A 25528-nucleotide genomic window follows, 5' to 3' on the forward strand; every position below is an offset into this window, starting at 1 on the left:
TTCTCAATTGTAGAGCGCTTCGTCTCCGAGAACGGATTGCCGGAAGCGTGCCGTCAGGATGACGCCATCGGCCGGCGGCAACACGAAGACCAGCGCCTCGGGATTGATCTTGACCTGCGCGAACACCGGTCCCTTGCCCTGATAGGCGAGATCGCGGATCTCCGTCACCTGTTCCATGGTCCTGACGACGCGCGATGTCCGGATACCCGCGGCAAGCGCCATGGCGGCGAGGTCGACGCCTGAGGCGGTATGGGTCCTCTGCATGCCGGTCTCGCCGAACCGCTCATTGTCGAGCACGGCGATCGTCAGGTTCGGCGGTCTCTCGACGGCGATGGTGGCGAGCGAGCCGAGGTTCATCAGCATCTCGCCGTCGCCGGTGACGACCAGCACCTTCCGCTTCGGCTGCGCCAGCGCAAGGCCCAGTCCCATCATCGAGGCCGCGCCCATGGCGCCCCACAGCGGGAAATTGTTGGGGTTGTCGCCGGCGGCCGAGACGTCCCAGTTCGGCGCGCCGAGTCCGGCGATGACGAGCAGGTCGCCGCGGTCACGCAGCAGTTCGCCCACGACGTCGCGGCGATGAAGCAGAGCATTCGGGTTGGTCATTTGCGCGCCAGCTCCTTGAAGTTCTTGGCCCCTAACACCCGCTGCCCGATCAGGACCGCGGCTGGCCGCCAGGTGTTGAAGGCCAGATTCGCAGCCCCCCAGACCGTCTGCGCGACGAGATGCGGCTCGTCCGCGCGCGTGACGATGACGCCCATGGCCTCGAGCGCCGCGTGCGTTCCCTGCCCCATCGGGATCTGCCACGGGTTGAACTCACCCCAGTCGCCGCGCATCGTCACCAGCATCAGCAGCGGCATGTGGCAGATCGCTGGCAGCGACAGCATGTTGATGCAGTTGCCGACACCGCTCGACTGCATCAGGAGTACGCCGCGCTGTCCGCCGAGCCAGGCGCCGGCGAGCATGGCCACGCCTTCCTCTTCCGTCGTCAAGGTGACGACGCGTGTCTCCGGATCGGCCTCGAAGGCGCGGATGAGACGGCTGTGGCCGGCATCCGGCACCATCCCGACCTGCTTGACATCAGCTTCCTTGAGGATGCGGTAGACGTCGTCCGGCCACGTCGGCGGCGGTGACGCCTGGTTCGGTCTGGCGGCCAAATCTGCCATCGAGCGGCGCTCCTCACTTCGTTCTTCGGGTTTGATTTCCGCCCAGATTAGACGGCGTTGGCGGAGCTGCAAAAGCTCAATGTGGTTATGGCTTCTATCGCAAAATTGAAACTCCCGGCGTGTTGAGAGTCAAATCACAGAGAATCCATGAGTGCCGTCGCGCCGAAGCTGTTCGACGAGGCCGTATTCCCAATCGAGGTAGGCCTGCATCGCGCCGGCATCGACATCGGTGCCCTCATAGGGTCGGCGGTAGCGGTGCGCCGGGTCGGGCTTCGGCAAGACCTGCGGCGGCCCCATTTCCAGCGCGCGATCATAGCCGCCTTCGAGCACGTAGACTTCCCAGCCCATCTGCGCGAGCCAGGACGCGGTCATGTCGGCGCGCACGCCCCTGTCGTCGGTGAGAAGAATGCGCGCGCCGCGCACCGGCGCGGCCATGTCGATCTCCTGCACCAGTTGCCCGCCGGGATAGTGGCGACAACCTGCGATGTGGCCGGCGGCATACTCTTCGGCGTCGCGGACGTCGAAGCGATAGAGCGTGCGATGACTTTGAGCCTGCAGCGCCATCGCTTCGTCCGGGCCGACATGCTTCACGCCGGCGCGATAGGCGACTTCGCGGGCCCTGGCCTGCGCGCCCTCGGACGGGCCGATGCCGCCGCGCCGGTCCGCGCCGTGCTCGAGCTCTTGCTTCGCCAGCGTCCAGCCGATCGTGCCGTTGCGCAGCGCCACCACCCTGTTGGCGACGCCGGCGTTGATCAGCGACTGGGCGCCGATGATCGACCGGGTGCGGCCGGCGCAATTGACGATGATGATGGTCTCGGGATCCGGCGCGATACCGCCCGCACGCAGCACCAGTTCGGCGCCAGGCACGCTGACGGAGCCAGGGATGTTCATGGTGGCATATTCGTCGAACCGCCGGACGTCGAGAATGGCGACATTGGCCTTGTCCGCAATCAGGGCGGCGACTTCCTCCGCCGGCAGCGAGGGCGTGTGCCGGCGGGACTCGACGAGTTCGCCGAACGCCTTGGCGTAGGAATTGACGTCCTGAAACAGTTCATAGCCCGCCGTCCGCCAGGCATCGAGCCCGCCTTCGAGTTGGCGAACGTCGGTGTATCCCAGATCCTTGAAGCGATCCGCGGCCTGCGCAACGAGGCCCTCGCCGGCGTCGTAAAGAACGATCGGCACATCATGGCGCGGCAATCTCGTCCCAGCCTCGAGCGCGATCCGGCCGGCCGCCATGTTGGCGGCAAACAGCGGATGGCCTGACGCAAAGACGGCCTCGTGGCGCAGATCGAGCAGCGCGATTTCATCGCGCGAGAGCAGCATGCAGCGGACTTGCGAGGGGGTGATGGCGGGTATGGTCATGGATGGCGGGCCTGGATGGGAATGACGGCTAGCCTTGCACTGTTGCGCCGGCCTGTTCAACTCCGGGCCGTTGCGCGCGCCCGCGCCAACGCCCGCTCAACTTAGCCATCGCTGATGGACAGAGGCATATGTCCGCATTCCCGCGGCGCATTTCGCCCGGGTTTTGCCGGGAACTTGCCACCCTCTCCAACCAGCGGGCGCGTGGAATGCAAGAAGCACGTACAGCCCTGCCGCGTCAGTGCATGTGTGCCGCACCTCACACAGAGCGGAGGCACTCCTCCGATTGGCTGACGTGCAGCCGGTGCTCCATCCCATAGCTTGCAAGCGGGCTGACATCGGGACGGCGATCCGCGCACGAGATGCGCGGAGATCTTCCATCCCTCCAAAACGAGGATTTTCAAAATGGCCAAAGCGATCCGTGCTTTTGAGCAGACCGATTTTGATAGCGAAATGGCGATCGGCATCCCCGCCGGACCGATCTTCATCACGGGAACGTGGGGCAATGACACCCTCTACGGCAGTGGCTGGGACGACGTGATCGATGGCCTTGGCGGCAATGACACGATCTATGGCTTCGGCGGCAACGACACGATTATCAGCGGCAGCGTCTATGGCGGCAGCTATCTGGACGGAGGCGACGGCAATGACTCCCTTCTGGCGTACGAAGGCAATGACGCGCTGGTTGGCGGCGCAGGCGACGACTACCTCTTTGCCGGCAACGGCTCCAACGTCCTGGATGGCGGGGCCGGCGCCGATATGCTTGTCGGCGGCCTCGACGCCGACATCATGTTTGGCGGCGACGGCGATGACGTTCTCTTCGGCAACGGCGGCGGTGACATTCTGATTGGCGGTGCCGGCAACGACTGGCTGAGTGCCGGGGCCGGCCCAGCCGTGCTGTTCGGCGGCGATGGATTCGATACCGTCAGCTATGGTTCCTCGTGGGCCGCCGTCTCCGTGAACCTGCTCGACATGCGATTGAACACCGGCGACGCCGCCGGCCAGATCTACATCGGCATCGAAGAATTTTCGCTATCGAACTTCGACGATACGTTCATCGGCTCGAATCTGGCGGATATCGCCAATGGCGCCTTTGGCAACGACACGCTGTACGGCAACGATGGCGCCGATATCCTGGACGGCGGCGCCGGCAACGACTGGCTTGATGGCGGGGACGGCGATGACGTCCTTCACGGCGGCGCAGCGTTTCCTTACGTTCCCCCCGGCGACGATGTTCTGTTCGGCGGCAACGGCGCCGACATACTCGATGGCGGCGATGGAACCGACATTCTCGACGGCGGCACCGGTGCCGACATTCTCAACGGCGGGACCGGCGCCGACATTCTGTCGGGAGGCGACGGTTTCGACATCGCGGCCTACTTCGACGCTACCGCCGGCGTCAGCATCGATCTCGCTCGCTCGTCGCTGACCTGGACGGGCGAAGCACAGGGCGACATCCTTTCGTCGATCGAGGAGGTCGATCTCACGGAGTTCGCGGATATCTTCAGGGGTAATGCGAATGACAATTTCGTTTTTGGCGGATCCGGAGATGATCAGATCAGCGGTCTTGCCGGCAACGACACGCTCAATGGCGGATACGGCAATGACAGCCTGTTCGGCGGCGACGGCAACGATGTCGTCTATGGCGACAGCGGCTGGCGGCATGGCGGCAACGACTATCTGCAAGGCAATGCGGGCGATGACATTCTGTTCGGCGGCGCCGGCAACGATCGTATGGTGGGCGGCACCGGCAATGATATCCTGATTGGCGGCGGTGGCAGCGATTACCTTGTCGGCAACGAGGGCGCCGATATCTTTCGGTTCGCCTCGGTCACGGAATCCCAGCACCGGCTGTCGTGGGATCCCCAGCAGGCAGATCAGATCGTCGATTTCACGCAAGGGCAAGACAGGATCGATCTGTCTCTGATCGATGCAAATGCCTCGCTGGAGGGCGACCAGTCCTTCACTTTCCTCGCCGACCCCGCCCACTATACCGGTGACTGGTCGGGCCTGGTCTGGCAAACGACGGACAGTCGGACCGGCATTGCCACGCTCAACGTCTCGATCGATGCGGACCCCGGCGCCGACATGCAGATCTACATGTCACACCCTTACACGTTCACCGCCAACGACTTCATCCTTTGAGCAATCGAAGGACCGTCGGCAAAGCGGTCCAATCATTTCGGGATACGGCGCGGTCGCGCCGTATCCCGAACCGTCGGGCAAATCATCGACGCGGCCGCAAGACGCTTGGCGCATCGCGACCGCAAATCAGCCAGCGGATTTCCTGCCACGCGTAACGCAGGATGCCCTGGCCGGCGAATGGCTCGGCAAGACGACCTGGGGCAAGTGTTTCTGCGCGATACGCACCCCGATGCATTCGCGACGACGGCCGGGCGCGCCGTTCTGCATCGGTTCCGGACAGATTCCGTCTTCCGCCGGTGGACGGGGCCTGATGTCGGCTCTAATACTCGGCTCTCCGCCGGATACCGTCTGTCGCACCCGCCGTGGAGACTGAGTTTGCAATTGCACAAGGCCATCGACATCAGATGAAGATCATGCAGGCGTTCCGATTTGAAGCGGCGCACTGGCTGCCGAAAGTACCGGTTGAGCACCGCTGCCACCGGATGCACGGTCATTCGTACCGCGTCGAAGTCATACTCGAGGGGCAGGTCGACGAAACCACCGGCTTTGTGGTGGACTTCTTCGACATCGAGGCTGCGTTCGCGCCGTTGTTGAAACGGCTCGACCACCACTGCCTGAACGAAATCGGGGGGCTGGAGAATCCGACCGCGGAAAATATCGCCGCCTGGATCTGGCGCCATATCAAGCCCTCGCTCGCCAGCCTTTCTGCCGTGCGCGTTTTCGAGACTCCGGATTGCTGGGCCGAATACGATGGATGAAGATCTCTCTCCCCGGGAGAGGGAGCATCATCCTGCGCGCGATGAGCGCATTTATTTTCCCATCGGGTGAAACAGCGGTTCGGACATTACGCGCCGGATGAGGTCCGCTTGGCGCTGCTCGCCTGTCTTGAGAAACAGGCTACGCAGGTGCGTTTTCACCGTCGTAATCCGGATCGACCTGCGCGCGGCATAGTCGGAAAGTCGCTCTCCCTCTACGAGCGCCATCAACAGCCGAGTTTCGGCCGGGGTCAAGCCGAACGCCCGCGCCACGCAACTTTGGTCTAGCGAGGCGGGTGCAACCGAAAACAGCAGCAGAACGAGGCGGGGGTCGCCGCCAACAGCGGACGCTATGCTCACTCCCGCTGGGCAAACGGTAACCGGTAGGGGGCCGCGGCCGCCTGGGCGCGGCAGAGAGACGGTTTCAGCCAACCCTGCGGCGCTCGCCGAGCGGATTGCCCGATGGAGGACGCGGGTTGCATCCGTTGAGCCCGCGCCGACATGTCCGCGGGAAAGCGCAAGTACGCCCTTGCGAAGTTGAGCCTCGGCGACCGCGTTGGCGAAGCGAAGACGACCTTGCCCATTGACGACGAGCACGGCCATTGCGGCACGTTCGAGTGCTTCGATAGACGCGGCGGACTCCAGGCGCGCAGCCCTCATCCGCTCCTGGATTGCCAGGCTGCGCGCGATGTGCGGCGACAGCTGCTGAACGACGTACAGGCTCGTCTCGTCGTACGGCCCAGCCCGCAGTTCGCGCGCTGCCACCAGAGATACGAACTCGTCGCCATGGCGGTAGGGCGAAGCGTAAAGCACAGCGCCACATCCCATGGGGTGAACGAAGTCATTGACGAACTCAGACCACGCCGGGTCCGGTCCCGCAAGCTCGACATCGGTCAGCACGACCCCCGGACGTGAGCGAGCGAGCCGTTGAATGCCGAGATCCAGGCGCCAATAATGGTTCGTATAGTCTGCCATGGCCGCAGGGTCGCCGGTCACCGCATAGATGCCGATTGGCTGCTCGGCGTGCCTGCAAATCGCGACCTGGCCGCGCAGCACCTGCGCCAGATCGAGGGCCAACGCCTGCCACGCCTCGGGCGCCAACGCGGCATCGTAGATCTTTTCCGTCAACGACGCGATGACACCATCCGTCAGACGCACCGGGAATTGCCTCTATGAGGAAAGAAGCCAGCCGGATGCAGGAAAAGCGAGCAGCGAAGAGATGTCGGACAGGAACGGCGCATGGGTCGACTAATAAGAAACTGATCATAGGCAAGCAAGCATATCCTGAGATCGGCCGCTGAGAAGCGGGCGGCAGGTAAGCCGCACGTCAAGGGCTGTGTCTGTCTCGCAACAGCCAGAAGGAGCGCGATTCCCCGTGCCGTGAGCGCATAGCTGCTGCCGTCAGGTCCAACCGGAGCCCCCGAGTCGCGGCATCAGTGTCGACCTTGAAACACGGCACGAGGCTCGAATGCATCAGGGCACCCGCTCACTTCTTCTATCGGTCAGCATGCTTGCGCTGTCGGCGAGCCTCGCTCAAGCAGCAGCTGGGGCGAAGTGCCGACCGACGGCGAGGCGATCAGCATCTCCGGCCACACCGGCCGCAGCGTGAAGTCCTGATGCGACTGGCGCTCCCTGCGAGCTCCGGAATCCGAGGGATTGCGTTGCTCGCTCCCACCAGTGTCGTGAATGTCCATCTGCGGTCGGGACGCCGGCTCGGTCAATTTGCTCATCCTCGCGCGCCTACTCCATTTGGACGAGGCGACTCCTCGGGGCGACCGCTATAGGGAGCCGCGGTTGCGGGCAGCGGAAGCCAGCCGACCCGGAGCCGAAGCATGGAGGTTTCACTGGATGCGGAAATTGGGCGTTATCATCTGTCTGAGTTTGGTCGTGGCTCCGTGCTTGACGGCGGAAGCGCGAGACGTCGTGGGCGCGTCATCACTGGCAGGCCCTCCCGACGCCACCCGCCAGATCTTCACCACGCCAGGCCTCTGGGAAATCACCGCCACCGTGGACGGCCAGGCGGTGCCTGGGACGAGCCGGGCTTGTATCGACCTCGAGCTACAGAAGAAGCACGACATCTTCGCGCAGGTTGCGCCTGCGAACGCCGGGTGTGATAAGCCGCGCCGCACCCCGGTAGCTGGCGGATTCAACTACCAGGCGGTCTGCAAGATGGAGGGCGCGACATCGACGGTGGCCGGCGAGTTGCGCGGAGACGCGCGCCACGTCGTGATTCGAGCAAAGGTGAACGTCGCCGTCGCAGGAGCGTCAACTCCGCCCGTGAGCTACGTTCTGGAAAGCCGGTGGGTGGGGGAATGCCCCAGCGGCATGAAGCCGGGCGACGTCGATGAAGATGGCCAGCGCCGAAACATGCTGCAAGACTGAGAGGTCAGCAATGCGAGTCTTTCTCTCTGCGGGCGCAGTGCTCGCGATTCTCGGAATTGCCGGCGTGCCTGGAGTGAACGCTCAATCACTCCCCGCGCCGGTCGAGGCACTGAGCGGCAGCCAGAAGGCCGCGCAACGCTCCGTGCAGCCCGGCACGGAATCGGCCAAAGTCGACCTGCTGAGCTACGTTCCGGCGCCGATTAATGGCTGGAAGTCAGACGGGCTGTTCGATGACATGGACACATTTGACCGCTCGCGCCTGGTCATGCAGGAATACTCTCGTCAGAGGGGCGAGGACGGCGGCGTGAGCGTCGCTCTGAACCTGCTTGACGGCGCGGCCAAGTTGCTCAGCAACGCTAAGCGCAGGCTAGGGCCCGATCAGGAGGTCGCTGGACGCGTGACCTCGGAGGTCGATATCGGCGGCTTCAAGGGTTACCTGACCTTCGAGGAAAAGAATCGGACCGGCCGGCTTGAGATCATGTTGGGTCGCTGCGGAGCCATCCTGGAGGGCCATGATGTGTCCTCGGCAGAGCTGGTTGCGTTCGCCCGCAACCTCGACGTGGCGCGGATATCCAAAATCTGAGCCCTTCACGACAGGGCTTCCGCGGTCTGGGCTCTGGGGTTTTATCCGGCCCGGTAGTCCTCGTCGGCGGGCTCGTTGAGCTGATCGCCGTGCATCGCCATTTGCACGGCATCGCCAGCATCTCCGCCTTTCATGCATACCGAGTGCCCCCTGTGTCTGCCAAAGTCTCCACCGCTGCTATTGGTAGTCGTTGGTAGTCGTGATCTCTTCGATGCTTGGCGCGAAATAGTCGTTCGTGCGATAGCGAACTCGCCGCTGGATGAAACTTTGGGGGCAGGTCACTGTTCGATGCCCGCCGGCATTTCGAAATAAATCGGCTCACCTGCTTTCGGGCGGTGGCTCTGATCTGCCTGCGCAAAGATCAGAATCGGCGCTTGGTTCCTCCAGTCAGAGGGGATCGCCGGCGCTTATCGGGCAAATGTTGGGCGCGAAGCCCCGTTCGTCGAAATTATTACTTGCAACTATTTGATTTTATTGGCGCGCCCGAAGAGATTCGAACTCCTGACCCCTAGATTCGTAGTCTAGTGCTCTATCCAGCTGAGCTACGGGCGCGTTTTTCGCGGGGCATGTTGGGCTTGGGAGCCCGACTGCATCCGATAGACGGTTCGGAAGGTCGCGAAAGAGCGCTTTAGCTACCCGCTCCGGCCCGAATTGGCAAGGTCCGGAACGCGGGATCTGGCGGCCAATCCAGGACGGTAACTCCTCGTCATTCCGGGGCGCGCGGAGCGCGAACCCGGAATCTCGCCCGATTATCTCTGGATTCCGGGTTCATCGCTGCGCGATGCCCCGGAATGACGGACGCTGGGCTCTACGCCCTTGCCCGCTCGGCGCGGACGCTCTGCAGTTCCACCGGCCGGTCTGGGATCGTGATCCGGAAGGTGGCGCCAATGGTGCCTTCCACCAGATGGATCTCGCCGCCATGGGCCCGGACCAGTTCGGCGGCAATGGCGAGGCCGAGCCCGCTGCCGCCGGGTCGCCCAGAGGTCTGGAACGCCTCGAACAGGTGTTCGCGGGCCTTTGGCGGGACGCCGGGGCCGGTGTCGGAAACTTCCATGATGGCAACCGAACCCTCGCGGCGGCCGGTGATGCGAATCTGCATGGCCGCGGCGTCGCTTTTCGGGCGGCTTTCGAGCGCCTGCGCGGCGTTGCGCACGAGGTTGAGCAGCACCCGGAACAGCTGGTCGGGGTCGGCGTCGACCGAGAGTCCGCGCTCGATCGCGCTGATCCAGCCGATCGACGCCTCGGTGGCGAGCCCTGCGGATTCCCGCACCTCGGCCACCACAGGCTCGATCAGCGTCATGCGGCGGTCGGGCGAGGCCTCCTGGGCGCGGCCATAGGACAAGGTCGACTGGCAGAACGCGATGGCGCGCTCCAGCGAGCGCATCAGTTTCGGCGCAAAGCGCTGCACCCGGGGATCGGGCACGCTGGCGAGCTGGTCCGACAACAGCTGCGAGGACGCCAGAAGATTGCGCAGATCGTGGTTGATCTTGGATACCGCGAGGCCAAGCGCGGCGAGCCGGCTCTTCTGATGCAGCATCGACACCAGATCGCGCTGCATGTCGGACAATTCGCGCTCGGCGACGCCGATCTCGTCGCCGCGCTGGCTGGGCACGATGATGTGGGCCGAACTCTCGGGATTTTCATGGAATCCGACCAGGCTCGCGGTCAGCCGCCGCATCGGCCGCACGAACAGGTAATGCAAGGCAAGGTAGACGAGGCCTGCGGTCAATCCCGCGATCAGCAGCGATACCACCAGCACGTTGCCGGAAAAGCGGTACATCGCCTGGCGCAGCGGCGCTTCGTCGATCACCACCTCGATGAACTGGGCGCCGCCCGGCGCCGGCCCGACCACGCGGATCGTTTGATTGCCGGTTTCCAGCATGATCTCGAACGCATCGACGATGGCCGACCACACCGTGATCTCGCGCATGTCGACGTCGTGGTCGATCGCGGGCGGCAAATCGGCGCTGGCGAGCAGCCGGCGCTGCTGCCCCATCTTGATAGCGACCGCGCGGGCGCCGATGCTTTTCAGGATTTGCCGCGACAGTGACTCCGGAACCATGCCCAACGGGGCGGCATCCAGCACCAGCGCGGCGGTATTGGCCGCGGCGAGCCGGTCGTTCAGCCGGTTCATCCTGAAATTGGCGATCGCCGGCACGTAGATCATGAGCCCTGCGATCATCACCAGCGGAATGGTCAGCAGCAGCAGCTTGCCGGACAGACCAAGCCGGCGCGACGGCCCGGGCCGCGGCGTTTCGGTGGCTGGCTGTGGGTCGGTCACTGACACGAATCTGCCTCGATAGCGCGGATTCGAGGATGCGTTTGGCCCTCGTACCGGTCAAATTACGGATCGCTAATGTCCGCCTGTTCCGGATCTAATGGGCAGGCGGGCGGGTCGCCATCCTCACCCTCAAAAACACCACGAAAATCGATATATTCGCGCCAATTGCGCCGTTTCGAAGGGCTTCAATTGCGGCATCCCGCAACATTGACGAAAACAGGACGCTCCCGTATAAGCCGCGCCAACTGTCCGCGATGACCCGGTCCGACCGGGGCGGCTCGTTTTTGGGCCGGAAACGGCCCGTTCGGGGCCGAACAGCATCACCGGACTTACCTCATTAATCAGGCAAATTGCCCGGTCAGCGGAGAACGACCCGTGAAGCGGACTTATCAACCCAGCAAACTGGTGCGCAAGCGCCGTCACGGCTTCCGCGCCCGTCTGGCGACCGCCGGCGGCCGCAAGGTCCTCGCCGCGCGCCGCGCCCGGGGCCGCAAGCGTCTGAGCGCCTGAGCCCGGGCTTCCCGGAGATTCCATCATGGATCGGCTAAGGCAGCGGGCGGACTTCCTCGCCGTTGCCAATGGCGCGCGGGCCAACAGCGCTGCCTTCGTGCTGCAGGGCCGCCGCCGCGACGATGACGGTCCGATCCGGATCGGCTTTACGGTCACCAAAAAGAACGGCACCGCCACCGAGCGCAATCGCATCCGGCGCAGGCTTCGCGAGTTGGTGAAGCGGCTGGACGTCATATCCATGCGACCGCACAGTGATTATGTGCTAGTCGGCCGTCGGGCCGCGCTTACCTGCGACTTTGCGACCATGCTCGACGATCTCCGCTCGGCGCTGCATCGCCTCGAGCGGCAGCCATCCAGGACGGCAAGCCGCCATCCGAATTGAATGACGAGACCTTGAACGATGACCGATAATCGCAACACCATCCTCGCCGTCATTCTGTCCGGCCTCGTGCTGATCGGCTGGCAATATTTCTACAATGTCCCGCAGATGGAGAAGCAGCGCGCGCAGCAGGCCCAGAGCGAACTGGCCAAGCCCGCGCCGCAGGCCGGCACTCCGGCCACCCCCTCGACCACGCCGCAGGCCGGCACGCCGTCAGCCAATGCGCCCGCGCCGAGCCAGCCGGCATCGGCGCCGCTGGTGGTCACCCGCGAGGTCGCCATCAACGCCAACCCGCGCATCAAGATCGAGACCCCGCGGGTCTCCGGCAGCATTTCCCTGAAGGGCGCGCGAATCGACGATCTGGCGCTGGTGCAGTTCCGCAACACCGTCGATCCCAAATCGCCCGCGATCGTGCTGTTCTCGCCTTCCGGCACGGCGACGCCCTATTACGCGGAATTCGGCTGGGTCGCCGCCGCCGGCTCGACGGTGCGGATACCCGACCAGAACACGTTATGGCAGCAGGAAGGCTCGGGCAGCCTTGCGCCGAACAGCCCGGTGACGCTGAAATACGACAATGGCGACGGCCTCACCTTCCGCCGCACCATTTCGATCGACGAGCGCTACCTCTTCACCATCAAGGACGACGTCACCAATATCGGCAATGCGCCGGTCACACTCTATCCGTTCGCGCTGATCTCGCGGCACGGCACCCCGCATGTCGAGGGCTATTACATCCTGCATGAAGGCCTGATCGGCTATCTCGGCGAGCAGGGCCTGCAGGAATACGGCTACAAGAAAATCGACGACGACAAGGTGAAGACCTTCAACGTCACCAACGGCTGGCTCGGCATCACCGACAAGTACTGGGCCTCGGCGCTGCTCCCGGACACCACAGCGAAGCTGCAGGCGCGGTTCTCGTCCAACCTGGTCGGCGCCACGCGCACCTATCAGACCGACTATCTGCAGGATCCGCAGACCATCGCGATCGGCGGCACCGGCTCTTCCAATGCGCGGCTGTTCGCCGGCGCCAAGGAAGCCAGCGTCGTCGGCATCAATTTTCCGTTCGCCGGCCTCGGCGGCTACAACAAGCAGCTTGCGCTGAACCACTTCGATCTCCTGATCGACTGGGGCTGGTTCTATTTCATCACCAAGCCGATGTTCCTGGCGCTGGACTTCTTCTTCCACCTGGTCGGCAATTTCGGCGTCTCCATCCTGCTGGTGACCGTGCTGGTGAAGCTGCTGTTCTTCCCGCTGGCCAACAAGTCCTACGCGTCGATGGCGAAGATGAAGTCGGTGCAGCCGCAGCTGGCCGCGCTGAAGGAGCGCTTTCCCGACGACAAGGTGAAGCAGCAGCAGGAGATGATGGAGATCTACAAGAAGGAGAAGATCAACCCGGTCGCCGGTTGTCTTCCCGTCCTATTGCAGATTCCGGTGTTCTTCTCGCTCTACAAGGTGCTGTTCGTCACCATCGAAATGCGCCACGCGCCGTTCTACGGCTGGATCAAGGACCTGTCGGCACCCGATCCAACCACGATCTTCAACCTGTTCGGACTTCTTCCGTTCGATCCGATGACGCTCGGACCGGCGATTGGCCCGTATCTGATGCTCGGCGTCTGGCCGATCATCATGGGGCTCACGATGTGGTTCCAGATGAAGCTCAATCCGACGCCGCCGGATCCGACCCAGAAGATGATCTTCGACTGGATGCCGCTGATCTTCACCTTCATGCTCGCCTCGTTCCCGGCCGGCCTCGTGATCTACTGGGCGTGGAACAACCTGCTTTCGGTGCTGCAGCAGAGCTACATCATGCGCCGCAACGGCGTGAAGGTGGAATTGTTCGACAACCTCAAGGCCACGTTCGCCAAGAAGGCCGTCGAGAAGACGTGACAACGACCCTCATCCCGAGGAGTGTGCTCTGGCGCGCGTCTCGAGGGATGGGCCACGGGCCTCATGGTTCGAGACGGCGCTGAAAAAGCGCCTCCTCACCATGAAGGGCACAGAAAGCCTGCGCATGACCGCCGAACCCGATGCTGACCTGATCGAGCAGGGCAGAAAACTGTTCGCCGGCGACTGGCAGTTCATCTGGGCCTCGCCCTCGATCGAAACGCTGCCGCCGATGGCGGGCGTGGAGGTCGCGTTCGCCGGCCGTTCCAATGTCGGCAAATCCAGCCTGATCAACGCGCTGACCGGCCGCAACGCGCTGGCGCGGACCTCGCATACGCCGGGCCGCACCCAGGAACTGATCTTCTTCGAAGCCCCAGACAAAATGGGCTTCCGGCTGGTCGACATGCCCGGCTACGGCTACGCCTCCGCGCCAAAGGCGAAAGTCGCGTCATGGACCGCGTTGATCCACAAATTCCTGCAGGGCCGCGCCAGCCTGGCGCGGGTCTATGTGCTGATCGATGCCCGGCACGGCCTCAAGGAGGTCGATCTCGACGTGCTGAAGACGCTCGATAAATCCGCCGTCAGCTATCAGGTCGTGCTCACCAAGGCCGATCAGGTGAAGCCGGCCGAACTGGAGCAGCGCGTCGTCGACATCAAGGCGGCGCTGGCCAAACATCCAGCCGCCTTTCCGGACATCCTGGTCACCTCCTCGCGCACCGGTGCCGGCATGCCGGAATTGCGCGCCGCCATGGTGCGACTGCTCGCCGAGCGGAGTTGACGATGGAAGCGCGGCTGTCCCGCATCCTGATCGTGCTGGCCGGCGTCATGGGCGCCGACGGCGTGATCCTGGCGGCGGCCTCCGCGCATCAGGCCGATGCCGCGCGGCTGGCGTCGGCGTCATCGATGCTGCTGTTTCACGCCCTGGCCGTGCTCGGCACCGCGGCGCTGGCCGAGCGCGGCATCATTCATGCCCGGATCGGAATCCTGGCCGCATGGGGCTTTGTCCTCGCCACTGCCCTGTTCGCCGGCGACCTGACGCTGCGGCAATATGCCGGCCACGGGCTGTTCCCCTTTGCCGCCCCGACCGGCGGCACGCTTTTGATCGCGAGCTGGCTGGCGCTGGCCGTGGCCGCCGCATGGCCGCGGCGGAATTGACGCCGTTCTTCCTTCTCCCCCTGTGGGAGAAGGTGGCGCGCTTTGGAGCGCATTTGCGCTCTTGAGCGCGTCGGATGAGGGGTCCGCATCCGCGGAGAGAACCCCTCACCCGCCTTCGCTTCGCGAAGCCACCCTCTCCCACAAGGGGAGAGGGTGAAAACCTCCACTTTGCGCCTCGTCGACCAATCAGATAGAAACCGCCCCACCCCAGAGACCAAGAGACCCGCTTCATGACCGACGCGCCGCAAATCAGTCCACTCGATCAGGCCCGCATCCTGTCCGAGGCGCTGCCGCACATGCAGCAGTATGACGAGGAAACCATCGTCATCAAATATGGCGGCCATGCCATGGGGGCGGAAGAAACCGCCAAGGCGTTCGCCCGCGACATCGTTCTTCTGGAACAGACCGCGATCAATCCTGTCGTTGTGCATGGCGGCGGGCCGCAGATCGCGACCATGCTGAAGCGGCTCGGCATCCAGTCCGAATTCGCCGCCGGCCTGCGCATCACCGACGCCGCCACCATCGAGATCGTCGAGATGGTGCTGGCCGGTTCGATCAACAAGCAGCTGGTCGGCTACATCAACGAGGCCGGCGGCAAGGCGGTCGGCCTGTGCGGCAAGGACGGCAACATGGTGATGGCGTCGAAGGCGACGCGCTCGATGGTCGATCCGGATTCGAACATCGAGAAGGTGGTCGATCTCGGCTTCGTCGGCGAACCCGAGAAGGTCGATCTCACGCTGTTGAACCAGCTGATCGGCCATGAACTGATCCCGGTGCTGGCACCGCTGGCGACATCGCAAAGCGGGCAGACCTTCAACGTCAACGCCGACACCTTTGCCGGCGCGGTTGCCGGCGCGCTCAAGGCCAAGCGGCTGCTGCTCCTGACCGACGTTCCCGGCGTGCTCGACAAGTCGAAGAAGCTGATTCCCGAACTGTCGGTGAAGGAGGCGCGCAAGCTGATCGCCGACGGCACCATTTCCGGCGGCATGATTCCCAAGGTCGAGACCTGCATCTACGCGCTCGAGCAGGGCGTGCAGGGCGTCGTCATCATCGACGGCAAGACGCCGCACGCCGTGCTGCTCGAACTGTTCACCAACCAGGGCACCGGCACGCTGATCCACAAGTGAAGAACCGAGCGGCCAAGCGAATGAAAGCCGTCATGGCCGGATTTATTCCGGCCATCCACGTCTTGCTTTCTGGCCGCAAGGAAGACGTGGATACCCGGGACATCTGCGCGAAGACGCGCTTCGCGCTTTGGCCCGGGCATGACGACCTTAGGGCCACGCGGACCTCTTCGTCGGTCCTGCGTTCTGTGCTGAGCTCGTTGCCCGCGGCAGTGATCTCCTACCTCTTCTCAGCCGTACCCGCCTACGCCGACCTGAAACTCTGCAACCGCATGAGCTATGTGGTCGAGGCCGCCATCGGCATCGACGACAAGGCCGCCACCGCGACCCGCGGCTGGTTCCGCATCGATCCGGCGGCGTGCCGCATCGTCGCACAGGGCACGCTGACCGCCGACCGCATCCTGCTCAATGCCCGCGCGCTCGGCGTTTACGGCTCCTCGCCGGTGCCGCAGAGCGGCAACGACACGCTGTGCATCGCACCCGACAATTTCGTCATTGCAGCGGCGCGCCAGTGCCGCCACGGACAGACGCCGGCGCCGTTTACCCAGATCCATCCGACGCAGACCGACGACGGCAATCTGGTCGCCTATCTCGCCGAAGACAGCGAATATGACGACGAGCAGGCGAGGCTCGCCGGCATCCAGCGGCTCCTGGTGATCGCGGGCTACGATGCGGCGCCGATCGACGGCGTCGACGGCCCGAAGACGCAAGCAGCGCTGGCGGCGTTCCTGAAGAACCGCGGGCTGACGGCCGATGTCGTGCAATCGCCGAAATTCTTTGCGACCATGATCGAGGCGGTGCAGTCGCCGTCTTCCACCGGGCTGACCTGGTGCAACGACACCCCGCACAAGATCATGGCTGCGGTCGGCACCGACGACGGCAAGACCTTGACCAGCCGCGGCTGGTACCGCATCGACCCCGGCAAGTGCCTGCATCCCGACGTGACGGGCCAGCCGAAGCAGGTCTTCAGTTTCGCCGAGGCCGTCGACGGCGAGAACCGCGCGCTCAGGATCAAGGACCGGCCGCTGAACTGGGGCGGCGCCACCCAGCTTTGCACGCGCGAGAGCAAGTTCGAGATCAGCGATCAAAGCGAGTGCGGCAACCGCGGGCTCACCGTGACCGGCTTTGCCGCCGTCGACATGAGCGGCGGCGGCAAGACCCTGCGCTTTGCGATGCCGAAATAAGTTGTCCAGTATATTTTCTCGTCGTCCCCGCGAACGCGGGGACCCATAGCCACCGGCCCCAATTGGAATCGCAAATGCCAGCAACAATCGCGCGTAACTCGCACCGCCCTCACGATAACCGGCACGGCGTATGGGTCCCGGCGTTCGCCGGGACGACAAGGTGAGAGAGCGATGAGAACGCCCCGCCCCTTCACCCATATCGACACCTGGGTGTTCGATCTCGACAACACGCTGTATCCGCATCACGTCAATCTGTGGCAGCAGGTCGATGCGCGGATCGGCGAGTTCGTCAGCGCCTGGCTGAAGATATCCGCCGAAGAAGCCCGCGTGGTCCAGAAGGATTATTACCGCCGCTACGGCACCACCATGCGCGGCATGATGACCGAACACGGCGTGCACGCCGACGACTACCTCGCCTATGTGCATCGAATAGACCATTCGCCGCTGGAGCCAAATCCGGCGATGGGCGCTGCGATCGCCAGACTCCCCGGGCGCAAGCTGATCCTGACCAACGGCTCGACCGACCATGCCGATGCGGTGCTGCAGCGGCTCGGCATCGGTGAACATTTCGAGGCGGTGTTCGACATCATCGCCGCCGAGCTGGAGCCGAAGCCGGCGCCGCAGACCTATCGGAAATTCCTCAGGGATCACGGGGTCACCCCCGAAACCTCGGCGATGTTCGAGGATCTGGCGCGCAACCTCGCGGTGCCGCACCAGCTCGGCATGACCACGGTGCTGGTGGTGCCCGACGGCAGCCAGGACGTGGTGCGCGAGGACTGGGAACTCGAAGGCCGCGATGCCGCCCATGTCGATCACGTCACGGATGATCTGACGGGGTTCTTGGAGAAGGTGGGCGCGACGCGGTAAGCCATCACTCTATCGACTCGTCGTCCCGGCGAACGCCGGGACCCATAATCCCGGTCATCTGTTTTTGAAAGAAGCCGTTTGAACATTGTGCCTAACAATACCGCCGCGGAGTATGGGTCCCGGCGTTCGCCGGGACGACAGCAGGGCGAGTCTTGACTCTCCGCCGACAAATCCCGACAAAAGCCCTCCCAAATCGCCGCCCTGATTGCCCCGCGCGCTCCCCAAGGAAATCTCGATGTCTCTCGCCTCCCTCGAATCCACCGTCAACTCCGCCTTCGAAGCCCGCGACGGCGTTTCGACGTCGACCAAGGGCGAAGTCCGCGAGGCCGTGGACCATGCGCTCGAACTGCTCGACAAGGGCGAGGCGCGCGTCGCCGAGCGCGAGGCCAGCGGCAAGTGGAAGGTCAATCAGTGGCTGAAAAAGGCGGTGCTGCTGTCGTTCCGCCTCAACGATATGAGCGCGATTCCCGGCGGCCCCGGCAAGGCGTCGTGGTGGGACAAGGTGCCGTCGAAATTCGAGGGCTGGGGCGAGAACCGGTTTCGCGACGCCGGCTTTCGCGCGGTGCCGGGCGCCATCGTGCGCCGTTCGGCCTTCATCGCCCGCAACGTGGTGCTGATGCCGTCCTTCGTCAATCTCGGCGCCTATGTCGATGAATCGACCATGATCGACACCTGGTCCACGGTCGGCTCTTGCGCCCAGATCGGCAAGCGCGTGCATATTTCCGGCGGCGTCGGCATCGGCGGCGTGCTGGAGCCGCTGCAGGCCGAGCCCGTGATCGTCGAGGACGACTGCTTCATCGGCGCGCGCTCGGAGGTCGCCGAAGGCGTGATCGTGCGCAGGGGCGCGGTGCTGGCGATGGGCGTGTTCCTCGGCGCCTCCACCAAGATCGTCGATCGCGACACCGGCGAGACCTTCATCGGCGAGGTGCCGGAATATGCCGTGGTGGTGCCCGGCACCCTGCCGGCCCGGCCGCTGAAGAACGGCCAGCCCGGCCCCTCCACCGCCTGCGCCGTGATCGTCAAGCGCGTCGATGAGCGCACCCGCGCCAAGACCAGCATCAATGAGCTGCTGCGGGACTAGGGCATGACCGATGCTCTCTCCATCGCCCGCGACCTCGTCCGCTGCCCCTCGGTAACCCCCGCCGATGCCGGCGCGCTCGGCGTTCTCGAAAACATCCTGAAAGCCGCCGGCTTTACGGTGCATCGCGTCACCTTCGGCGAGCCCGGCACCGCCGATATCGACAATCTCTATGCCCGGATCGGCGACTCCGCGCCGCACATCACCTTCGCCGGGCATACCGACGTGGTGCCGCCGGGCGACGAGAGCGCCTGGAGCCATGGCGCGTTCTCGGGCGAGGTCAAGGACGGCCTGCTATACGGCCGCGGCGCGGTCGACATGAAGGGCGGCATCGCCTGCAGCGTCGCGGCGGTGCTGCAATATCTCGCCGACAATGGCGGCAAGCCGCAAAAAAATGGCGGTGGTTCGATCTCGTTTTTGATCACCGGCGACGAGGAAGACATTTCCGTCAACGGCACCATCAAGCTCTTGCAATGGGTGGCGGCGCGCGGCGAGAAATTCGACCATTGCGTGCTCGGCGAACCCTCCAACGTCGAGGTGCTGGGGGACTGCATCAAGATCGGCCGCCGCGGCTCATTGCATGGCATGCTTTACGTCGATGGCATCCAGGGCCACGTCGCCTATCCGCATCGCGCGTCCAACCCGGTGCCGGATATTTCGCGATTGATCGTGGCGCTGAGCGACGAGCCGCTCGATCACGGCAGCGCGCAATTCCAGGCCTCGAACCTCGAATTCACCTCCGTCGACGTCGGCAACAAGGCCGGCAACGTGATCCCCGGCCAGGCACGGGCGAAGTTCAACATCCGCTTCAACGATCTCCACACCCAGGAAACGCTGCGGCAGCTGGTCGAGGAGCGCCTGACCAAGGCCTGCGGCAACCGCATCCGCGCCCGGATCGTTTGGGAGCCCTCCAATTCCAACGTGTTCGTGACCAAGCCCGGCCCCTTCACCGATCTCGCGGTCGCCGCGATCGAGGAAGTCACCGGCCGCAAGCCGGAATTGAGCACGAGCGGCGGCACCTCGGACGCGCGCTTCATCGCCAGCTATTGCCCGGTCATCGAGTTCGGCCTGGTCGGCCAGACCATGCACCAGATCGACGAGCGCACGCCGGTGTCCGACCTGGAGAAGCTGACGAAGATTTATCGCGGCGTGCTGGATAGGTATTTCGGGTGAGCTGTTCTTGCTCCATCGTCATGGCAGGGCTTGTCCCGGCCATCCACGTTCTCGGCAGCAACAAGCAAGAAAGACGTGGATGGCCGGGACAAGCCCGGCCATGACGGTCAGGCTCTTCTAATACTCCACCCGCACCAGATAGAGCCCATCGGGCGGCGCGACCGGGCCGCAGGCGGCGCGGCTGCGGGCGTCGAGCGCCTTCTGCAGATCGTCGGCATTCCAGCGGCCCTCGCCGACCCAGACCAGCGATCCCACCATCGAGCGCACCTGGCTGTGCAGGAACGAGCGCGCCGAGGTGACGATGTTGACGGCGTCGCCGTCCCTGATGACGTCGAGCTGGTCGAGCGTTTTCTCCGGCGACCTGGCCTGGCATTCGGTGTCGCGAAACGTGGTGAAGTCGAACTTGCCGACCAGCCGCTGCGCGGCCTCATGCATCGCGTCCGCATCGAGCGGCCGCGGCAGCCGCCAGACCTTGCCGATGTCGAGCGCGAGATTGGCGCGGCGATTCGAAATCCGGTAGAGGTAATGGCGCTTCTTCGCCGAGAACCGCGCCTCGAACGTGTCGGGCACGACCTCCGCACTGAGCACGCCGATCGGATGCGGCCGCAAATGCGCATTCAGCCCGTCGCGAAAACGGCCCGGCACGAAGTGTTTCGCGATGTCGCAATGCGCGACCTGTCCCAGCGCATGCACCCCGGCATCGGTGCGTCCGGCGCCGTGCACGCGGACCTGCTCGCCACAGATCGCTTTCACCGCGTCTTCCAGCGCGCCCTGCACGGAAGCGCCGTTTTCCTGCAGCTGCCAGCCGCAGAACGGGCTGCCGTCATATTCGATGATGAGTTTGTAGCGGGGCATCAGGCAAGCCGCATCGGCGGCTTCAGCGGGGTGCCGCGCAGGAAGACGTCCGCCTTCATCGGCGCCTTGCCGGCGCGCTGCAATTCGAGAATCCGGATTGCGCCATCCCGGCAAGCTATCGCGAGGCGATCGTCGAGCAGATCGCCCGGCTCGCCGGAACCATCAGCCGGTTCGCAACGCAGGATCTTCACGCGCACCTGCTCGCCGTCGAGCGCCATCTCGCACCACGCGCCGGGAAACGGCGACAGCCCATGAATGTGCCGCAGCACTTCGCGTGCCGGCCTGTTCCAGTCGATCCGCGCCTCGGCCTTTTCGACCTTGGCGGCGTAGGTGACGCCGTCGGCGCTTTGCTTTGTGAGCTGCAGCTTGCCGCGTTCCAGCGCGCCCATCGCGCGCACCATCAAATCAGCGCCGAGCTGCGCCAGCGCGTCGTGCAGGTCGGCCGCCGTCATCGCATCCGTGATCGCCAGCCGCTCGGCCATCGCGACATCGCCGGTATCGAGGCCGACATCCATCTTCATCACCATCACGCCAGTCTCGGCATCGCCGGCCATGATGGCGCGGTTGATCGGCGCCGCGCCGCGCCAGCGCGGCAGCAGCGAGGCATGCAGGTTGAAGCAGCCAAGCGGTGGGGCGTCGAGAATGGCCTGCGGCAGGATCATGCCATAGGCGACGACCACGGCCGCGTCGGCGTTGTGCGCGCGAAATTCCTCCAGCGCCTCCGGTGTCTTCAAGGTCGCAGGCGTCAACACGGGAATGCCGAGCCGCCGCGCTTCCTGCTCGACCGGGGTCGGCTGCAGCTTCATGCCGCGCCCGGCAGGCTTTGCCGCGCGGGTGTAGACGGCCGCGATCTCGTGGCCATGGGCCACCAGTTCCAGCAGCGTCGGCACCGCGAAATCGGGCGTGCCCATGAAGATCAAGCGGAGAGGCATGCGAGGCGTCCAAACGCAGAAAGGTGTTTTGATTCGTCATGCCCGGCCGCCGGGCATCTACGCCCTTTTTCCGAGACCAAGACGTGGATGGCCGGGTCACGCCCGGCCATGACGAGGATAAATTGAATGCTACTCCGCCGCCCTCTTCGCGGCCTTGGTAAACTTCTTGAGCACGCGGTCGCGTTTCAGCTTCGACAGATAGTCCACGAACAGCACGCCGTTGAGATGATCGATCTCGTGCTGGATGCAGGTGGCGAACAGGCCCTCGGCGTCTTCCTCATGCACCTTGCCGTCGAGATCGGTGAAGCGGATGCGCACCTGCGCCGGCCGCTCGACCTCCTCGTAATATTCAGGGATCGACAGGCAGCCTTCCTCGTAGACCGACATCTCTTCCGACGACGACAGTATCTCCGGATTGATGAATACGCGCGGCAGCGGCTTGGTCTCGCCCTCCTCGCTCTTCTTGGCGAGGTCCATGGTGATCAGCCGCAGCGGCTGGGCGACCTGGATCGCCGCGAGCCCGATGCCGGGCGCGTCATACATGGTCTCGAACATGTCGTCGGCGAGCTTGCGGATTTCCGTCGTCACCTTCTCGACGGGCCTGGAGACGAGCCGCAACTGCTTGTCCGGCAGGATGATGATTTCTCTGAGTGCCATGATTTCTCTAAGTGCCCTGGCGGGCGATTTAAGCTGCTGATTTGCCGGGGTCAATGCGCCGGCAGAACCGGTTTACCGGCGGTTAACCACGAATATTAGCCAAATATTAGCCACGAAAATTAACCCGGAATTCACCATAAATGTTCCCTCTTCGTTCGCGTTCAAGGGCGAATCGGCTACAAGTTCTGCCATGAACGAGATTCTTTTGATCATTGGCGACGTCCCGGTCCGCACCGGCGACGCGCTGATCGGGTTCGGCGCGCTGGCGCTGCTGCTGCTCCTCACCATCGCCATCGTGATCGCGCGGTCGGGCAGGCGCGGCGCGGAACTGGCGATGGCGCAGGCCATCCGCGCCGACGAGCTGGAAGAGCGCTTGAGTGAAATGATGCGCGCCCAGAGCGAGGCCACCGGCCGCGTCGACGCCATGGGCCAGGCGCTGGCCGGCCGCCAGGCCGAGATGGCGCGCGCGGTCAGCGAACGGCTCGATTCGGTCACCCATCGCGTCGGCCAATCGATGGAACAGACCACGCGCAACACCATGGACTCCCTGCGTGTGCTGCATGAGCGGCTCGGCATCATCGACAATGCGCATAAAAATCTCACCGACCTGACCTCGCAGGTGACGACGCTGCGCGACGTGCTCGCCAACAAGCAGTCGCGCGGCGCGTTCGGCCAGGCGCGGATGGAAGCCATCGTCCAAGACGGCATGCCGAAGGGTGCTTACGAATTCCAGTACACGCTGTCCTCCGGCAAGCGGCCGGATTGCGTGGTGTTCCTGCCGGATCAGCGGCCGCTCTGCATCGACGCCAAGTTCCCGCTGGAAGCGATGACCGCGCTGCACGACGCGCGCAGCGACGAGGAACGGAAATTCGCCACGCAGAGATTGCGCGCCGACGTGATGAAGCATGTCAGCGACATCGCCGAGAAATACCTGATCGCGGGCGAGACCCAGGATACCGCGCTGATGTTCGTGCCGTCGGAATCGGTTTATGCCGAAATCCACGACGGTTTCGACGACGTGATTCAGAAGGCCTATCGCGCCCGCGTCGTGCTGGTGTCGCCGTCGCTGTTGATGCTGGCGATCCAGGTGATGCAGCAGATCCTCAAAGACGCGCGGATGCGCGATGCCGCCGACCAGATCCGCACCGAGGTACTCAACCTCGGCGACGATCTCAATCGCCTCCGCGACCGCGTGCTGAAGCTGCAAAAGCATTTCGGCGACGTCAACGAGGACGTCCGCCAGATCCTGATCTCCGCCGACAAGATCGAAAAGCGCGCAGGCCGGATCGAGGAACTCGATTTCAGCAAGACCGAAGCGCCCATCGAGCCCGCAGGCATCGTCAAGCCGGGCGCGCCCGAGCTGTTTCCCTTAGCCCGCAAGCTGCAGGCGGGGGAATAACACCAACTGTCATTACCCGGCTCTTCCTTCCCTTCTCCCCTTGTGGGAGAAGGTGGTCCTCGCGAAGCGAGGACCGGATGAGGGGTCTCCATCCGCGGAGACAGACCCCTCACCCGCCCGCGATGCTTTGCCATAGCCGATGCAAAGCATCGGCGTCTTGTCTAAGAACGGCGGTCGAAGACCGCCTATGCCCCCTCTCCCACAAGGGGAGAGGGGAAGAAGCGCGAATCTGCTAGCACTGCGGCATGACATCCACACCCGAAGCTGCCAAACCGCCATCCGCCCCCGCCGCGCCCCGCGCCTCCTGGCGCGAAGGGTGGGAGGTCTATCTACAGCGGCGGGTCTTGATCGTGCTGCTGCTCGGCTTTTCCTCCGGCCTGCCGCTGGCGCTGTCGGGATCGACGCTGCTGGTGTGGATGCGCGAGGCCGGCGTCGATCTCGGCACCATCGGGCTGTTCGCGCTGGTCGGCACGCCCTACACGCTGAAGTTCTTGTGGGCGCCGCTGGTCGACGCGCTGCATGTGCCGGTCTTCACCCGCGCCTTCGGACGTCGCCGCGGCTGGCTGGTGTTCTCGCAGGTGCTGCTGATCGGCGCGATCTTGCTGCTGGCGCTGACCGATCCGGCGCGCTCGCCGCTGTTCGTGGCGCTCGGCGCGCTGCTGGTCGCCACAATGTCGTCGACCCAGGACATCGTGGTCGATGCGTTCCGCGTCGAAAGCCTGCCCGAGAGCGAACAGGCCGCCGGCATGGCTTCCTACGTCGCGGCTTATCGCATCGGCATGCTGGTCTCGACCGCAGGCGTGCTGTTCCTGGTGAGCGCGTTCGAATCAACCGGCATCGGCCGCTCTTCGGCGTGGATGTGGGGCTATGTCGTCATGGCAGCGATGGTGCTGATCGGCACCGTCACAGCCCTTGCCGCCACCGAGCCCGGGCAATCGGCGCGCGCGGAGGCCGCGACCCGCGGCGAGGCCGCGTTGTCGCGCGTCATGCATGCGGCCGCCGGGGCGTTCTCCGAATTTCTGGTCCGCAAATATGCCTGGGCGGCGCTGGCCTTCGTGGTGCTGTTCAAATTTACCGACGCCTTTTCCGGCACCATGACCGCGCCGTTCGTGATCGACCTCGGCTTCACCCGCAACGACTACGCCGCCATCGTCAAGGGCGTTGGGCTGGCCGCGACCCTGATCGGCGGCTTTGCCGGCGGCTATGTGGCGCGGCGCTATCCGCTGGCCGCCAGCCTGTGGATCGGCGGCGTGCTGCAGGCGGTCGCCAACCTGTCGTTCTCCTGGCTCGCCTATGTCGGCGTCAATCAATGGGCGCTGGCGTTCGCGATCTCGGCGGAGAATTTCACCAGCGCGATCGGCACCGTGATCTTCGTCGCCTACCTGTCGGCGCTGTGCAAGAACCCGCTGCACACCGCGACGCAGTATGCGCTGCTCACTGCGCTGGCCGCGGTGGGCCGCACCTATCTGTCGTCAGGCGCGGGCTATGTGGCGAAGGCGACCGGCTGGCCGCTGTTCTTTGCGATCTGCGTCGTGGTCGCGGTGCCGAGCCTGATCCTGCTGGCCTGGCTGCAGCGGCGCGGGCATTTCGATGAGCTGGGTCCGGTGAAGGTCTAAGCGGCGAGTTGGCAACGCGGCGTCAGCATCCTCAGTTGTCGTCCCCG

25 protein-coding genes and 1 tRNA gene are annotated in these 25528 nt (G+C 64.4%); 16 read left to right on the forward strand and 10 right to left on the reverse strand.

Annotation, left to right across the window (positions count from 1 at the left end):
* Nucleotides 1-3 precede the first annotated feature (3 nt).
* From KMZ29_RS24845 to KMZ29_RS24855, 3 genes are all read right to left on the reverse strand, one after another.
* Nucleotides 4-603: a thiamine pyrophosphate-dependent enzyme gene (locus KMZ29_RS24845; protein ID WP_215621646.1), complete on the reverse strand. Its 600-nt coding sequence runs from the start codon at nucleotides 601-603 to the stop codon at nucleotides 4-6.
* Entirely contained in the window at nucleotides 600-1163 is a 564-nt protein-coding gene (locus KMZ29_RS24850; protein WP_215621647.1) for a thiamine pyrophosphate-binding protein, read from the reverse strand. Before KMZ29_RS24850 ends, KMZ29_RS24845 begins: the two co-directional genes overlap by 4 nt.
* A gap of 129 nt (nucleotides 1164-1292) precedes the next feature.
* Nucleotides 1293-2525 carry a rhodanese-like domain-containing protein gene (locus KMZ29_RS24855; RefSeq protein WP_215621648.1) on the reverse strand — a complete coding sequence of 411 codons (1233 nt, stop codon included), beginning with the start codon at nucleotides 2523-2525 and terminating at the stop codon, nucleotides 1293-1295.
* A 402-nt stretch (nucleotides 2526-2927) separates the two neighbouring features.
* On the opposite strand from KMZ29_RS24855, the gene KMZ29_RS24860 reads away from it, so the two are divergent.
* Both KMZ29_RS24860 and queD read left to right on the forward strand, forming a co-directional pair.
* A complete protein-coding gene (locus KMZ29_RS24860; protein WP_215621649.1) occupies nucleotides 2928-4667 on the forward strand; it encodes a calcium-binding protein in 1740 nt (579 codons plus the stop codon).
* A gap of 404 nt (nucleotides 4668-5071) precedes the next feature.
* Nucleotides 5072-5425 (forward strand): 6-carboxytetrahydropterin synthase QueD, encoded by a 354-nt coding sequence (queD, locus tag KMZ29_RS24865; protein WP_215621650.1) that lies wholly within the window; start codon nucleotides 5072-5074, stop codon nucleotides 5423-5425.
* A 51-nt stretch (nucleotides 5426-5476) separates the two neighbouring features.
* Here queD and KMZ29_RS24870 read toward each other — a convergent pair whose 3' ends face one another.
* Both KMZ29_RS24870 and KMZ29_RS24875 read right to left on the reverse strand, forming a co-directional pair.
* Nucleotides 5477-6580 carry a helix-turn-helix transcriptional regulator gene (locus KMZ29_RS24870; RefSeq protein ID WP_215621651.1) on the reverse strand — a complete coding sequence of 368 codons (1104 nt, stop codon included), beginning with the start codon at nucleotides 6578-6580 and terminating at the stop codon, nucleotides 5477-5479.
* A 344-nt stretch (nucleotides 6581-6924) separates the two neighbouring features.
* Complete coding sequence (locus KMZ29_RS24875) at nucleotides 6925-7152, reverse strand: hypothetical protein (protein ID WP_215621652.1); 228 nt, start codon at nucleotides 7150-7152, stop codon at nucleotides 6925-6927.
* Nucleotides 7153-7279: 127 nt separating this feature from the next.
* Between KMZ29_RS24875 and KMZ29_RS24880 the strand changes: the two genes are divergently transcribed.
* On the forward strand, nucleotides 7280-7804 hold the full coding sequence (locus KMZ29_RS24880) for a DUF3617 domain-containing protein (protein ID WP_215621653.1): 525 nt from the start codon (nucleotides 7280-7282) through the stop codon (nucleotides 7802-7804).
* Nucleotides 7805-7814: 10 nt separating this feature from the next.
* A complete protein-coding gene (locus tag KMZ29_RS24885) occupies nucleotides 7815-8387 on the forward strand; it encodes a hypothetical protein (protein ID WP_215621654.1) in 573 nt (190 codons plus the stop codon).
* A 475-nt stretch (nucleotides 8388-8862) separates the two neighbouring features.
* On the opposite strand, the gene KMZ29_RS24890 is transcribed toward KMZ29_RS24885, so the two are convergent.
* Nucleotides 8863-8939 (reverse strand) — tRNA-Arg (locus tag KMZ29_RS24890).
* Nucleotides 8940-9195: 256 nt separating this feature from the next.
* Nucleotides 9196-10674: an ATP-binding protein gene (locus tag KMZ29_RS24895; RefSeq protein WP_215621655.1), complete on the reverse strand. Its 1479-nt coding sequence runs from the start codon at nucleotides 10672-10674 to the stop codon at nucleotides 9196-9198.
* A gap of 369 nt (nucleotides 10675-11043) precedes the next feature.
* On the opposite strand from KMZ29_RS24895, the gene rpmH reads away from it, so the two are divergent.
* From rpmH to dapE, 10 genes are all read left to right on the forward strand, one after another.
* On the forward strand, nucleotides 11044-11178 hold the full coding sequence (gene rpmH, locus KMZ29_RS24900) for a 50S ribosomal protein L34 (RefSeq protein ID WP_008542748.1): 135 nt from the start codon (nucleotides 11044-11046) through the stop codon (nucleotides 11176-11178).
* A gap of 25 nt (nucleotides 11179-11203) precedes the next feature.
* Entirely contained in the window at nucleotides 11204-11560 is a 357-nt protein-coding gene (rnpA, locus tag KMZ29_RS24905; RefSeq protein ID WP_215621656.1) for a ribonuclease P protein component, read from the forward strand.
* Between the two features lie 18 nt (nucleotides 11561-11578).
* Nucleotides 11579-13444: a membrane protein insertase YidC gene (yidC, locus tag KMZ29_RS24910; protein ID WP_215621657.1), complete on the forward strand. Its 1866-nt coding sequence runs from the start codon at nucleotides 11579-11581 to the stop codon at nucleotides 13442-13444.
* Between the two features lie 124 nt (nucleotides 13445-13568).
* On the forward strand, nucleotides 13569-14219 hold the full coding sequence (gene yihA / locus KMZ29_RS24915; RefSeq protein WP_215621658.1) for a ribosome biogenesis GTP-binding protein YihA/YsxC: 651 nt from the start codon (nucleotides 13569-13571) through the stop codon (nucleotides 14217-14219).
* Between the two features lie 2 nt (nucleotides 14220-14221).
* On the forward strand, nucleotides 14222-14596 hold the full coding sequence (locus KMZ29_RS24920) for a DUF423 domain-containing protein (protein WP_215621659.1): 375 nt from the start codon (nucleotides 14222-14224) through the stop codon (nucleotides 14594-14596).
* A gap of 230 nt (nucleotides 14597-14826) precedes the next feature.
* Complete coding sequence (gene argB, locus KMZ29_RS24925) at nucleotides 14827-15723, forward strand: acetylglutamate kinase (protein WP_215621660.1); 897 nt, start codon at nucleotides 14827-14829, stop codon at nucleotides 15721-15723.
* A 32-nt stretch (nucleotides 15724-15755) separates the two neighbouring features.
* Nucleotides 15756-16904 carry a DUF1036 domain-containing protein gene (locus KMZ29_RS24930; RefSeq protein WP_215621661.1) on the forward strand — a complete coding sequence of 383 codons (1149 nt, stop codon included), beginning with the start codon at nucleotides 15756-15758 and terminating at the stop codon, nucleotides 16902-16904.
* A 171-nt stretch (nucleotides 16905-17075) separates the two neighbouring features.
* Nucleotides 17076-17771 carry a pyrimidine 5'-nucleotidase gene (locus KMZ29_RS24935; RefSeq protein WP_215621662.1) on the forward strand — a complete coding sequence of 232 codons (696 nt, stop codon included), beginning with the start codon at nucleotides 17076-17078 and terminating at the stop codon, nucleotides 17769-17771.
* 235 nt (nucleotides 17772-18006) lie between these two features.
* Nucleotides 18007-18852 (forward strand): 2,3,4,5-tetrahydropyridine-2,6-dicarboxylate N-succinyltransferase, encoded by an 846-nt coding sequence (gene dapD, locus KMZ29_RS24940; protein ID WP_215621663.1) that lies wholly within the window; start codon nucleotides 18007-18009, stop codon nucleotides 18850-18852.
* A 3-nt stretch (nucleotides 18853-18855) separates the two neighbouring features.
* Nucleotides 18856-20022 (forward strand): succinyl-diaminopimelate desuccinylase, encoded by a 1167-nt coding sequence (gene dapE / locus KMZ29_RS24945; RefSeq protein WP_215621664.1) that lies wholly within the window; start codon nucleotides 18856-18858, stop codon nucleotides 20020-20022.
* Nucleotides 20023-20139: 117 nt separating this feature from the next.
* Here the strand turns inward: dapE and truA are convergent, their stop codons facing one another.
* The 3 genes from truA to def all read right to left on the reverse strand — a co-directional run bounded on the left by truA (nucleotide 20140) and on the right by def (nucleotide 22466).
* Nucleotides 20140-20877, reverse strand: a complete 738-nt coding sequence (gene truA, locus KMZ29_RS24950; RefSeq protein WP_215621665.1) for a tRNA pseudouridine(38-40) synthase TruA — start codon at nucleotides 20875-20877, stop codon at nucleotides 20140-20142.
* Nucleotides 20877-21809 (reverse strand): methionyl-tRNA formyltransferase, encoded by a 933-nt coding sequence (fmt, locus tag KMZ29_RS24955; RefSeq protein WP_215621666.1) that lies wholly within the window; start codon nucleotides 21807-21809, stop codon nucleotides 20877-20879. Before fmt ends, truA begins: the two co-directional genes overlap by 1 nt.
* A gap of 129 nt (nucleotides 21810-21938) precedes the next feature.
* Nucleotides 21939-22466, reverse strand: coding sequence for a peptide deformylase (def, locus tag KMZ29_RS24960; protein WP_215621667.1), 528 nt, complete (start codon nucleotides 22464-22466; stop codon nucleotides 21939-21941).
* A 190-nt stretch (nucleotides 22467-22656) separates the two neighbouring features.
* On the opposite strand from def, the gene KMZ29_RS24965 reads away from it, so the two are divergent.
* Together KMZ29_RS24965 and KMZ29_RS24970 are read left to right on the forward strand one after the other, a co-directional pair.
* Entirely contained in the window at nucleotides 22657-23865 is a 1209-nt protein-coding gene (locus tag KMZ29_RS24965; protein WP_215621668.1) for a DNA recombination protein RmuC, read from the forward strand.
* Nucleotides 23866-24110: 245 nt separating this feature from the next.
* A complete protein-coding gene (locus tag KMZ29_RS24970; RefSeq protein ID WP_215621669.1) occupies nucleotides 24111-25481 on the forward strand; it encodes an AmpG family muropeptide MFS transporter in 1371 nt (456 codons plus the stop codon).
* Nucleotides 25482-25528 lie beyond the last annotated feature (47 nt).

Source organism: Bradyrhizobium sediminis (genome assembly GCF_018736085.1).
Classification (GTDB): domain Bacteria; phylum Pseudomonadota; class Alphaproteobacteria; order Rhizobiales; family Xanthobacteraceae; genus Bradyrhizobium; species Bradyrhizobium sediminis.